This is a genomic window from Asticcacaulis sp. P2_C5 (assembly GCF_056404555.1).
Genome location: NZ_JBFUDU010000001.1, coordinates 37,510 through 51,230 on the forward strand (window position 1 = coordinate 37,510; position 13,721 = coordinate 51,230).

A 13,721-nucleotide genomic window follows, 5' to 3' on the forward strand; every position below is an offset into this window, starting at 1 on the left:
GGGCGGCGGGTCTCGTAGTTATCGCCTTACGCCGCGACGCCCAGTGGCGTCGAGTTGTAGATCGCCAGCTCCTCGGCGTTCATGTCGACCTCGATATGGCCGAACAGCGGCGTCGACAGGTAGCGCTCGCCCGTATCGGGGAGCATGCACAGGATGTTGCTTCCGGCAGGGGCGTCCTTCGCCACCTGCAGCCCGCCGGCAAAGGTCGCGCCCGAGGTGATGCCGACAAATATACCTTCGCGCGCAGCCAGGTCCTGGCTGGCCTTCATGGCTTCGGCGCCGGCGATGGTGACAATCCGGTCGACATGACTGAGGTCGACATCGCCTGTCAGTTTCGGGATGAAGTCCGGCGTCCAGCCCTGCATCGGGTGCGGTTTCCACGCCGGATGGGCCGCGGCGGGCGTGCCGTCGGCCAGACGCGCCTGGGCTTCGCCACTGCTCAGCAGCGCCGCGTCGGCCGGTTCGCAGACGACGATCTTGGTCTCCGGGCGTTCCCTGGCCAGGACGCGCGACACGCCGTTCAGCGTTCCGCCCGTGCCGTAGCCGGTCACCCAGTAGTCCAGCCGGTCGCCGTCGAAATCGGCCAGGATCTCACGCGCCGTCGTGCGCATGTGCATCTCCGGGTTGGCCTCGTTCTCGAACTGGCGCGTATAGTACCAGCCGTGGGCCTGCGCCAATTCGATCACCTTCTGAACCATGCCGAAGGCGCGCAGGGCGGCGGGGGTCAGGACCACCTTGGCGCCCAGGAAGCGCATCAGCTTGCGGCGTTCGATCGAGAAGCTTTCTGGCATGACCAGGACCAGAGGATAGCCCTTGGCCGCGCAGACCATGGCCAGGCCGATGCCGGTATTGCCGCTGGTCGCTTCGACCACAGTCTGGCCCGGTTTCAGCGCGCCCGATTTTTCAGCCGCCTCTATCACACCCAAGGCCAGGCGGTCCTTGACCGAACCCAGCGGATTGAAAGCCTCGACCTTGACCCACAGATTGACGTGGTCCGGCGCCAGATGGTTGATGCGCACGATCGGTGTATTGCCGACGGTGTCGAGAATGCTTTGATAACGCGCCATATTAAGCTCCTTTGGCAAGGCTCCTGCCGTCCGAACGAAGCCTCTAGCATAGGCCTCTCTGCGGAATGTGGACAATAGCTATGGACAATCCCCGGTGAAGATAATTATGGTTAATGAATTGGTAAAGGCGTGCAGCCCACAAAGGGCGATATCGGAATCAGCGTCCGCCCTTTGTTGAGGCTGGACAACGCACATCAAGCGGGGCGGCTATGACACAGACAGCAAACACAACGCGCATTGCGCGTCTTTCCCGACTGGCTGTGTATCTGGAGCGCGGCGCCGAAGATTGGCGTGCCGCCCTTGCCGATCCGGCGGTTGCGCGCGCCCTGCATGCCCGTTTCGGCCCGGCCGTGACCGAGATCGAAGCCACACGGCGCATCGTCGCCGAAGTCATGGCGGCACAGGCCGGCAAGACTCGCTTACCCGAGGATCTGCTGCTGCGTCTGCATGACGGCCTGGCCAATCTGGCCTTGCTGGCGGCGCACCGTCCGCCGGCGCCGCGCCCGGGGCAGGATCCGCTGCCGCAGACCGTTGTCGACCTGGCCAGCCGCACCCGGGCGGTCGAAATCGAAAGCTCTACCCGCAAGGTGCTGAAGAAGCTGCGCGTCGCCCTGCTGGGTCTTGGCCTCGCCGCCGGCCTGTCCCTGGCCATGCCGGTCGCGGCCGGCACAGGCGTTGGCGATACGGTGGTCAATCCCGTCACGGGCAGCACAGGCGTTATCGTCAAGACGGGCACCGGTTATGTCCTGACCGACAACTATTGGCTGGTCTTCACCAGCCTGACCGGCTTGAACGCCAAGAGCGTGACCGATGGCGTCAAGGTCTCGGTGCCGACGGCCGGCGATCCGGAAAAATATATCGAGGCCACGGTCATCGGCGTCACCATCAATGCGGGCACGAACCTGGCGACCTCGGTCAAGGTCAAGGACAAGGACGGCCATATCTGGGACGTCGTCACCTCGGTGGACAAGAGCGCCGGCGTCGGTCCCATCAGCAATCCGGGCGGCGGGCCGACCTCGGTCACCTTGCCGACCGCATCGGACGACAAGAATGTCGTCCAGGACGTGCGCGTCGCGGGCGATGGCAGCAACGGCCGTAACGGTGGTGGTTTCAAGGTCTTCGGTGTCGTCATCGGCGTTTCGGCCGGCAATGGCGGACCCGGCATCGATGGCCAGAGCTTCACGCATGACGTTCCGGCCAGCACGGGGCTGATCGAGGTCAAGTCCAATGACCTGTCGGGCATCGAGATCGGCAGCGTGGGCGGCGGCGGCGGGCGCGGCGGCGACGCGGTGTTCAGCTTCGGCATCGACGGCGGCACGGGTGGCAAGGCGGGCAAGGGCGGCGACGTCAATGTCACCAACCGCACCAACATCACCACGGACGGGACCACGTCGCACGGCATGCACGTCTTCAGCCGCAGTGGCGCCGGCGGCGTCGCCGGCACGGTGGATTTCGGCGTCGCCCAGGGCGGTGTCGGCGGCGCAGGCAATGGCGGCGGCCATGTCGTCGGCGTCAATTACGGCAGCATCACCACCAAGAAGGACGGCGCGATCGGACTGTTCGTCCAGAGCCTGGGCGGCCAGTCCGGCGCGGGCGGCAGCAGCTACGGTTTTGTCGGCATTCCGGGCAGTTCGCTGCAGGCCGGCACCGGCGGTACGGCCGAGGCCTATAACTATGCCGCGGTCACCACCGGGGGCAAGGGCGCCCATGGCGTGGCGGCGCAATCGATCGGTGGCACGGGCGGCAATGCCGGCGACGGCATCGGTCTCGCCACCTTCAGCCTGGGCGACGACGGCGGCGGCAAGGGCGGCAATGGCGGCTACGCCAAGGCGGTCAATGGCGAGGGCGGTTTCATCACCACCAACGGCAAGGACGCCTACGGCCTGATGGCGCAGTCGATCGGCGGCGGCGGCGGAGACGGCGGCTATGCCGGCGGCCTGGTCGGGCTGGGCTCCAAGGGCGGGGCAGCCGGCGACGGTGGCACGGCCGAGGCGCGGCTGACCGGCAATGGCAAGATCGTCACGACAGGCGTCGGCGGCTACGGCATCTTCGCCCAGTCGATCGGCGGCGGCGGCGGTAACGGCGGGGTCGGTGGCGGCCTGGCCGGCATCGGCGGCAAGGGCGCGGGCGGCGGCAAGGGCGGCCAGGCCATTGTGGTCACGGAGGCCGACACGTCGATCATTACCCTCGGCGACGGCGCCCACGGCATCTTCGCCGAAAGCGTCGGCAAGGGCGGCGGGGTCGGCGGCACAGGTGCGGGTATCGTCGGCATCGGCGGCGACGGCGATGGTGGCGGGGATGCCGACCTCGTCCAGGTCACCAATGCCGGCGATGTCACCACGACGGGCAAGGCGGCGCGCGGGATCTTCGCGCAATCGACCGGCGGCGGCGGCGGTGCAGCGGCAGGGACCGGCGGCCTGGTCAGCGTCGGCGGCAGTGCGGCCAAGGGCGGTATCGGCGGCCGGGTCGTGGTCAATAACAGCGGCACCATCCGGACCGGCAATCTCACCAATCCGCTCGACGCCGAAGTCGGCAGCGACGGCATCTTCGCGCAAAGCCTGGGCGGCGGTGGCGGTGCGGGTTCCGCCTCGGGCGGCCTGGTGTCGCTGGGCGGCAAGGGCGGCGGCGGCGGCGCCGGCGGCCAGGTCGATGTCGGCAATACTGGCGTTATCATCACACGCGGCGCGCGGGCGCGCGGCATCTTTGCCCAAAGCGTGGGCGGCGGCGGTGGGACCGGCGGTGATTCCGGCGGCCTGGTCAGTATCGGCGGCACCGGCGGCGACGGCAAGCTGAGCCTGGGCGGCCAGGTCACGGTCGACAATGACGGGGCCATCACCACCTACGGCGCGGTCTCCAGCGCCATCCAGGCCCAGTCGGTCGGCGGCGGCGGCGGCGACGGCGGGACCAGCGGCGCGGTCCTGCTCAGCATCGGCGGCAAGGGCAAGGACGGCGGCGAAGGCGGCCTGGTCAAGGTCTATGACAGCTACAACCTGATCACCACGGGCAAGGATTCCCACGGCATCTTCGCACAGAGCGTGGGCGGCGGCGGCGGCAATGGCGGTTCGTCGACCTCGATCAGCCTGTTCGCCGGCGTCTCGGTCGGTGGTTCGGCGGGCAAAGGCGGCAATGGCGGCAATGTCGTGGTCGATTTCGACGACCGCACGCTTGACCTGAACGGCGTGCCGACCCTGGTTTCGCCCCTGATCCTGACCCAGGGCGACCGCGCCATGGGCATCTTCGCCGAAAGCGTGGGCGGCGGCGGCGGCAATGGCGGCTTCGCGGTCCAGACAAGCGTCGGCTACGGCGCCAGTTTCTCGGTGGCTGTCGGCGGGTCCGGCGGTGACGGCGGCAAGGGCGGCCTGGTCAACCTGAGCGGCGACGCCATCGTGCGGACCCAGGGCGATTTCGCTCCGGCCATCTACGCCGAAAGCGTCGGCGGTGGTGGCGGTAACGGCGGCTTCTCGACGGCCATTGCCATCGCCGGCAATCCCGACGGCCCGGCCGGCGCCTTCACCTTCGGTCTTGGCGGCTCGGGCGGCAAGGGCGGCGACGGCGACAAGGTCGACCTCAAGATGGGCGGCGGCATCTATACGGTCGGCGGCTTCTCGCCCGGCCTGATCGCGCAATCGGTCGGCGGCGGCGGCGGCAATGGCGGCTTCAACGTCTCGGTCGCCGTTGCGGCCTCAAGCGCTACGTCGGTCGCGATCGGCGTCGGCATCGGCGGATCGGGCGGCGAAGGCGGCAAGGGCGGCGTGGTTGACGTCCACTATGCCGGCGACATCACCACGGCCGGTTACAGCTCGACCGGCGCCCTGGTCCAGTCGGTCGGCGGCGGCGGCGGTTCCGGCGGCTTCAATGTGACCGCGGCGGTTGGCCTCGGCACCCAGTCCCTGGCGGCCAGCGTCGGCCTGGGCGGTTCCGGCGGCAAGGGCGGCAATGCCGACAGTGCGACGGGCATTTTCGACGGTACGATCGAAACCGGCCTGCTGGCCACGCCAACCATCCCGGACGGCACGCCCGAAGGCGAGTTGAAGCGGGCGCTCGATAACCTGAAGTCGATCCAGTCGGCTGGTCTGGTCGTGCAGTCGGTCGGCGGCGGCGGCGGCAGCGGCGGGTTCAATATTTCGGGTTCGATCTCCGGCGGGCTGGAAGGCAATGCGGCGGTCGCCGTCGGCCTGGGCGGTTCGGGCGGAAGCGCCGGCAATGGCGGCATTGCCAAGGGCGAATCGCACACCATCATCACCCATGCCGACCAGTCGCCCGGATTCCTGGTGCAGAGCGTCGGCGGTGGCGGCGGTGTCGGCGGGATGAACATCTCGGGCAGTATCGCCATTTCCCAATCTCTCAGCCCGACCATCTCGATCGGCCTGGGCGGTGCGGGCGGCGGCGGTGGCTCGGCGGAAAAGGCCCAGGGCAAGGTAACGGGCCATGTCGCCACCTATGGCGCCGATTCCGACGCCATCGTGGCCCAGTCCCTGGGCGGCGGCGGCGGCACGGGCGGGCTGAACGTCTCCGGCGGCATCTCGCTCTCGGGTAAAAACAGCTTCAACCTCGGCGTCTCGCTCGGCGGGGCCGGTGGCAAGGGCGGCGACGGCGGTGTTGTCGACCTCAGGATCAATGAAGGCATCGCCAATAGCGACCGCAGCCTGCTGGCCGCCTATACGGAAGGCGAGCGTTCGAACGGCGTCCTGGCCCAGTCCCTGGGCGGCGGCGGCGGCAATGGCGGCATCTCGGTGGCCGGTGGCCTGGCCATCTCGGCCGAGGCCGGTGGCAATATCATGGTCGGCGTCGGCGGTGCGGGTGGTGGCGCGGGCATCGGCAAGAGCGTCGTCGGCCTGGTCAACGGCAACGTCCTGACGCGGGGCACGGATGCCGACGCGGTCGTCATCCAGAGCCTTGGCGGGGCCGGCGGCAATGGCGGCATCAATGTGTCGGGCGGAATCGCTGCGACCTCGGGCGGCGCGGGCAACCTGTTGGTCGGTGTCGGCGGGGTCGGCGGCAAGGGCGGCAATTCCGGCGTCGTCAAGGGCACGGTGACCGGCGATATCCAGACGGGCTATGAGGAAACGGTCAACGGCGTCAAGGTGCGCCACGGCGACGACGCCTCGGGCGTGACCATCCAGTCCCTGGGCGGCGGCGGCGGCAATGGCGGCATCAATGTCACCGGCGGCATAGCAGTGAGCCTCGGCGACAACGCGACGGGCAATCTCGGCATCGGGGTCGGCGGCTTCGCCGGCGACGCCAGCAACGGCACCTCGGTAACCGGCAGCGTCACCGGCAATATCCAGACCTACGGCAACAAGGCCTACGGCATACTGATGCAGAGCGCCGGCGGGGCCGGCGGCAATGGCGGCATCAATGTCACCGGCAGCATCGCGGCCAGCGCCGGTCCCGCCGTTAATATCGGCCTGGGCCTGGGTGGTTTCGGCGGCAAGGGCGGCCATTCGGTTGTCGCACCCGACGCCGACCAGAACTGGGTCGTCCAAGGCGTTACCAAGGGCGATGTCGTCACCTGGGGCAACGAAGCCTTCGGCGTGGCGATCCAGAGCATGGGCGGCGGCGGCGGGCTCGGCGGCGTCAATGTCACCGGCAATATCGCCTTCAGCTCGGGCGCGTCGGGCGCGGGCAATATCGGGCTGGGCGTCGGCGGCTTCGGCGGCGGCGGCGGCAATGCCGGCAATGTCCGTGGCGACGTCACCGGCACCTACCAGACCCACGGCGACAAATCGACGGGCGTCATCGTCCAGAGCGTCGGCGGTGGCGGCGGTAACGGTGGCATCAATGTCAGCGGCAATGTCACCATCGCGACCGGCGGCGGCGCGCAGGCGGGGGGCTTCAGCTTCGGCCTCGGCGGCTTCGGCGGCAGCGGCGGCTATGCCGGCAAGGCGAGCCTGGTCCGCGTCGGCGACACCGAGACCTGGGGCAAGGAATCCAACGGCATCTTCGTCCAGTCGGTCGGCGGCGGCGGCGGCAACGGCGCCATCAATGTGTCGGGTGACCTCGACCTGTCGAAGAGCGGCGAATCCGGCGCCATCTCGATCGGCATCGGCGGCTTCGGCGGCGGCGGCAAGTCGTCGGGTATCGCTGAGGCGAATGTCACCGGCAATGTCGCAGTGCACGGCACCGGCAGCGGCGTCATCGTGCAGAGCATCGGCGGTGGCGGCGGCAATGGCGGAATCAACATCACCGGCCAGCTGAACTATGGCAAGACGGGCGGGCGCGGCCTGGCCTTCGGCCTGGGCGGCTTCGGCGGCGACGGCGGCGACGGTAATGAGGCTCACCTGACGCTTCAGGGCCCGGCGACAGCGACGGCGAACAACTCGATGGCCCAGATCGTGGCGGTGGGCGAAAAGCAGTCGGCCGTCCTGGTCCAGTCGGTCGGCGGCGGCGGCGGCAACGGCGCCTTCAACATCACCGGCGGCATTGCCGCCGACGGCGAGATCGCGATCGGCCTGGGCGGCTTCGGCGGTGACGGCGGCGTAGGCCGCCTCGCTGAGGCGCATGTGACGGCCAACCTGTTCGCCAGCGGGCAGAAGGCGCGCGGCATGCTGGTCCAGTCGGTCGGCGGCGGCGGCGGCGACGGTGGCTTCAACATCACGGCGGCGGGCAACAAGTCGAAAGAGTTGTCCCTCGCCTTCGGTCTCGGCGGCTTCGGCGGCGACGCCAACCGCAGCGGCGACGTCGTGGCCTGGCACCGCGGCCAGATCTCGGTCGACGGCCTCAACGCCTCGGGCCTGGTGGCCCAGAGTGTCGCGGGCGGCGGCGGTGACGGCGGTCTGAACGTCGCGCTGGACGTCAACCTGCAAAACAAAGGCAATTCCATTGCGGTCGGCGTCGGCGGCAATGGTGGCGACGGCGCCAATGCCGGCAGGGTCGACGTCAACAATGTCGGCAGCATCTTCATCAATGCCGGCGATCCGGCGCACGGCATCGAACAGATCCTGACCCAGCAGATCACCGATGACGACGCGATCAAGCTGGCCGAGCATTCGCATGCCCTGCTGGCCCAGTCGGTCGGCGGCGGCGGTGGCGAGGGCGGGGTCAATATCACGGCGGCCATCGCCTGGAGCAAGGGCAATCCGCTGGCGCTCGGCGTCGGCGGCAGCGGCGGCACCGGCGGCAATGGCGGCGTGGTAAATGTCAGCCAGGGCTGGGAAGACGTGAACGGTGTCAAGACGGCGACGCCGGGAACCTTGCGCACCTATGGCGAGGGCTCGATCGCCCTGCTGGCCCAGTCGGTCGGCGGCGGCGGCGGCGACGCCGGTTTCAATCTCGTCGTGCCCGTCACCTACAGCAGCGACGGCAAGGATCCGGCCAAGGCGGCGGTCATCGCGGTCGGCGGTTCGGGCGCGGGCGCGGGCTATGGCGACACGGTGACGGTCGACCATCGCGGCAATATCCTGACCGGCTTCTACGACATGAACGGCAGCCTGGTCGGCGGCAAGGGCAATGACAGCGGCGGCATCCTGGCCCAGTCGATCGGCGGTGGCGGCGGCAATGCCAACCTGAACCTCGGCATGGGCCTGACGCGTAACGCGTCCGCCCTGGCCCTGAACGTCGGGGGCGCCACCGGCGCCGCCGGCAAGGGCGGCAAGGTCAATGTCTATCACGACGGCAATATATTCACCTGGGGCAACGATTCGACGGCGATCATCGCCCAGTCGATCGGCGGCGGCGGCGGCAATACGGCGGCGTCGATCGGCCTGCCGGCCCTGGCCAACGACAAGCTGGAAATCAGCATCGGGCGGCTCGGCGGCAAGGGCGGCGAAGGCGACGAGGTCTATATCAACGCCAAGGGGACGCTCAGCACCCAGGGCGAGCGCTCGGACGGCATCTTTGCCCAGAGCGTCGGCGGCGGCGGCGGGCGCAGCGGCACGACAGCGATCGGTGGCCAGGTCAAGAATTCGAGCAATAACGAGACCGTCGGCGGCAAGGTGACAATCGGCCTGGAAGGCGGCGAAGGCGCGATCTCGAAAAAGGTCGAGGTCCACGCGTCCGGCTATATCGACACCTGGGGCAAGGATTCCTATGGCATCCACGGCCAGTCGCTCGGCGGCGGCGGCGGGGTCGGTGGCCTGGCCACCAACAGCATCATGCGCACCGACGGCTCGCTGAACATCGCGATCGGCGGCGATGGCGGCAAGGGCGCCAAGGGCGGCGAGGTCAAGATCTACAATGCGGCCGAGATCACTACCCGCGGCGAGAACGCTGCCGGCATCTTCGCCCAGTCGATCGGCGGCGGCGGCGGCACGGGCGGTAATGTTCTTTCGCTCGGCATTCCGGCCGGCGGTCCCAAGGGCGAAACGCCGCACATGAACATGGCGGTCGCCGTCGGCGGCAGTGGCGGTGAAGGCGCTGTCGGCAATATCGTCTATGTCGAGAACAGCGGCATCATCACGACCAGCGGCAAGCACGCCGCCGGCATCCGCGCCGAGAGCATCGGCGGCGGTGGCGGCTGGGGCGGCTCCGTCCTGTCCTTCCGCGCCGATACGGCCAAGGGCGCCAGCAACACCATGTCGATCAATCTCGGCGGTGATGGTGGCGACGGCGGAATCGGTGACATGGTCACGGTGTGGAACAAAGGCGGCAGCATCTGGACCGACGGCGAATGGTCGGCGGGCATCAGCGCCGCCAGCATCGGTGGCGGCGGCGGTGAAGGCGGTGGCGTCGCCGACTTCCAGGTCGCGCAGATCAGCGGTGAAGGCACGTCTGGCAGCATCAATGTCAATATGGGCGGCCAAGGCGGCAAGGGCGGCAAGGGCGGCGAGGTCAATGTGACCAACGATCCGACCGCCGGCGTGGCCGGGACCGGCCAGATCGTCACCACCAAGGACAATTCCTACGGCATCTTCGCCCAGTCGCTGGGCGGCGGCGGCGGCAATGGCGGCGCCGTATTCTCGGCGCTCGGCGGCAAGGGCAGCAAGGACGCTGTCACGGTCGGCCTCAATATCGGCGGCAGCGGCGATGACGGCGGCACAGGCGGTCATGTCAATGTCATCAATCGCGGCCTGATCGACACCACCGGCGCCAGCGCGCACGGCATACTGGCACAATCGATCGGCGGCGGCGGAGGTAACGGCGCGATGGCCATCGCCGGCGCCCTGCTGATCTCGGCCCCGACCAAGAGCCCGCTGATCGCGATCGGCGGCTCGGGCGGCGACGGCGGCAATTCCGGCCTGGTCGAGGTCAATAACAGCGGCAGCATCGTGACGCGCGGCAAGAATGCCAACGGCATCTTCGCCCAGTCGATCGGCGGCGGCGGCGGCAATTCGACCACCGGCTTCAGCGCCTCGGGCAATCCCTATACCTTCGTCGGCTCCAATGCTTTGGCGGCGCTGATCGGCGCCCTGACCACCGGCGACGGCGGGATCGGCGGCGAGGTCAAGGTGACCAATACCGGCAATATCACCACGCTGGGCGAAGGTTCGGCCGGCATTGTCGGTGAAAGCATCAATGGCGGCGGCGGTCACCTGGTGCTCAATTTCGACAGCATCGAGACCCTGTTCGACCTGCAGTGCATCCCGATCCCGGGCGCCAGCACCTGCATACCCGGCACGGGCGGCACGACGGGCGAACGTCCGGTCGGCCAGCCGATCTATTCGACGACCCTGGGCTCGACCGATTCGTCGGACATGAATGCCGGCAAGGTGACCATCGTCAACACCGGTACGATTGCCTCGGGCGGCGCCAACAGCGTCGGCATGGCCATCCGGTCGGTCGGCGGCGGCGGCGGCAAGGTCGATGTGCACAGCCTGCTGGCCACCACCTCAACGGCGGCCAATCCGCACGCCACCATGCCGGTGACGTTCGGCATCAATCTCGGCGCGCTCAACGCCAAGAACGGCACCGGCAGCGCCATCGACAGCAAGCAGACCGGCACCATCTACACAGCGGCCGGTTACGCCACCGGCCTGCGCCTGCAATCGATCGGCGGCGGCGGCGGTGAGGGCACGATTAAGCTCGAAGCGCCCGACGGTACCCAGATCAGCACGGTCGACATCAAGCTCGGCGCGACCAGCGGTACGCACCTCGAAGGCGGTACGGTCGGTCACATCCAGGACGGCGCCATTGCCACCACCGGTAGCTGGTCGACCGCGGCGCATATCCAGAGCATCGGCGGCGGCGGCGGCACGGCCATGGTCGACATCAATGCCGTCGATCAGAGCCAGCTCATCACCCGGGCCGTGCTCGGCGCCGATGGCGGTTCGAATCTGGGCGCAGGCGCCATTACCGGCGATTACGACGGCCTGCAGACCAGCGGTGCCCATTCGGTCGCGCTTCTGGCGCAATCGATCGGCGGCGGTGGCGGTACCGTCCTGACGACGGGCAGCAACGCGCTGGACGTCAAGCTGGGCGGCAAGAACAGCGCGGCCGGCGACGGCGGCAGCATCACGCTCGGCAATAGCGGCCTGATCCAGACGACCGGGGCCGGCTCGCACGCCGTCATGCTGCAATCGATCGGCGGCGGCGGCGGGGCGATCCTGACCGACGCCACAACCATCACCCTGGGCCTGAATAGCGGCAATAGCGGTAATGGCGGCGCCATCATCTTCAACCAGACCGGTGACATCGTCGCCACTGGCGCCGGTGGCAACGGTTTGATCGCGCAAAGCCTCGGCGGCGGCGGCGGCTGGGTCGACGGCCCGAACGGCAATACGTTTGCCGGAACGGCGGGCGGCACAGGCAAGGGCGGGGCCATTACCTTGACGCTTGACGGTGGCGTGTTCGCCTCAGGCGCCGGTGCTGCAGCCATCTTCGCCCAAAGTCTGGGCAGCCTGGGCGGCGGCGACATTGCGGTGAATGCCAACGGCCTGGTGCGCGGCAATGCGGCCGGTATCCGCATCGACGGTGGCGTTAACAATACCGTCAATGCCACGGGCTCGGTCTCGGCGGTGTCGGGCCTGGCGATCAATACCGGCAGCGGCAACGACCGGGTCAGCAACACAGGCCTCGTCGTCGGCAATATCGATCTCGGCAGCGGCAACAACGCCTTCAACAACCAGGCCGGCGCCACCTTCGTCGCCATCAGCCGGATCGACCTGAGCGATCCGTCAGGCAATGGCAATAGCCTCAAGAGAATCGCAGCGAACGCGGCGGGCCTGCCCACGGTCAACGGCACCTTCAGCAATGACGGTGACTTCCTGATGGGCCTGTCGGCCAGCCGCGTGCCGATCGACCTGGCCCACGGCGCTACCTTCGCCAATCTCGACGCCAACGGCGCGCCTGGCAACAACCTGATGTACGGCACGCGCGTCATCAACACGGTCGAGCTCGACGGCAACTTCGTCCAGAGCGCCCAGGGCCATATGGCCTTTGACGTCGCCTTCGGTCCCTATGCTTCGGACCGCGTCAATGTCACCGGCAATACGACGGTGGCCGGCAAGGGCGACGTCATCCTGACCTGGCTCGAAAACGCCGCCCCGGTCACCCTGTTCGCCACGGCGGGCACGGCGACCGATAACGGCCTCGACATCAAGGACACGCTGGCGATCAACTACCGCGTCATCGCCGACAGCGCCGGTATCAAGCTGGCCCTTACCTCCGACTTCGGCCTGCCCTTCCTCAACCGCAACGGCCGCGAACTGGGCCGTCACCTGGATTCGGCTATAACCCTCGGCGGATCCGGCGGAGTCGGCCGGTTGGCGGCGCTGATCGGCAACCTCCAGGTCGGCGACGAAAGCCTTTATGCCGGCGTCTTCCAGGAGCTGAACCCGGAGCCCTTCCTGGCGCCGCAGACCATTCAGCTGGACGCTGCCCGCCAGTTCGCCGGCGACCTGACGCGCTGCAACCTCGCCACCTCGTCGCGGGAACACTGTGTCTGGGCTCATATCGCCAATACCGATACGCGGCGTGAGGGCGACGACGAAAGCTTCGCCTGGCATGGCAATCTCAACAGCTTCGAATCGGGCTTCGAGACGCGCGTCGATGACAAGTGGTCGATCGCCGGCGCCATGGGGTACGGCCGTCTCGACCGCACGTCGGTCGGCAATGGCCGGGCGCAGATGGAGGGCGACAGCCTCCATGCCGGCGTGGGTGTCACCCGCACCTTCGTCAGCGGCAGCAAGCTGGACCTGTCCCTGACCACCGGCCTGCAGACTGTGGACAGTGAACGCCTGGTCCAGGTCTTCGGACCCGAGATCGGCACCGCGACGCCGCATTCGGCCTATCTGATGGCCCGGGCGCGCTATAGCCACACCTATGAGCGCGGCGCCCTGTTCGTCCGCCCGGCGGTCGGCCTGGCGGTGACCTCCCTGCATCAGGGGGCCTTCACCGAACAGGGTCTGGACGGCCTGGGCGTTGTCGGTGTCTCGCACACCCAGACCTTCGCCACCCTGACGCCGGACCTGACGGTCGGTTACAAGGCAAAGGGCAGCGATGGCGGCTATACGGCTCTGTCATTCAATGTCGGCGCCGTGGTCAACTCGACCGACCGGCTGAAAATGCCCTACCGCCTGGCCGGCGCCAATGCCAATGCCGATCCGGCGCAGATCAGCACGGCCTTCGATCCGTCCAGCGTGCGTTACGGCGCCAATGTCCAGGTCGTGGGTAAGGACGACAAGGCCAGCCTGAACCTGTCGATCTCTAACGAAGCCGGAAAACGCTACAGCCAGCAGACCTTCAGCGTCAGCGCCCGGTTCAAGTTTTGAGTCCTTG

Annotated in this window: 2 protein-coding genes; one reads left to right on the plus strand and one right to left on the minus strand. The window is 68.2% G+C overall.

Features of this window, described 5'->3' with window-relative positions; genetic code table 11:
* Positions 1–26: 26 nt before the first annotated feature.
* Positions 27–1,067, minus strand: coding sequence for a cysteine synthase A (gene cysK / locus AC1DXO_RS00165; RefSeq protein ID WP_476976049.1), 1,041 nt, complete (start codon positions 1,065–1,067; stop codon positions 27–29).
* 209 nt (positions 1,068–1,276) lie between these two features.
* Between cysK and AC1DXO_RS00170 the strand changes: the two genes are divergently transcribed.
* On the plus strand, positions 1,277–13,714 hold the full coding sequence (locus AC1DXO_RS00170) for a hypothetical protein (protein WP_476976050.1): 12,438 nt from the start codon (positions 1,277–1,279) through the stop codon (positions 13,712–13,714).
* Positions 13,715–13,721 lie beyond the last annotated feature (7 nt).

Coding starts and splice junctions, on each gene's coding strand:
- AC1DXO_RS00170 (WP_476976050.1), top strand. CDS start 1,277: ATGACACAGACAGCAAACACAACGCGCATTGCGCGTCTTTCCCGACTG.
- cysK (WP_476976049.1), bottom strand. CDS start 1,067: ATGGCGCGTTATCAAAGCATTCTCGACACCGTCGGCAATACACCGATC.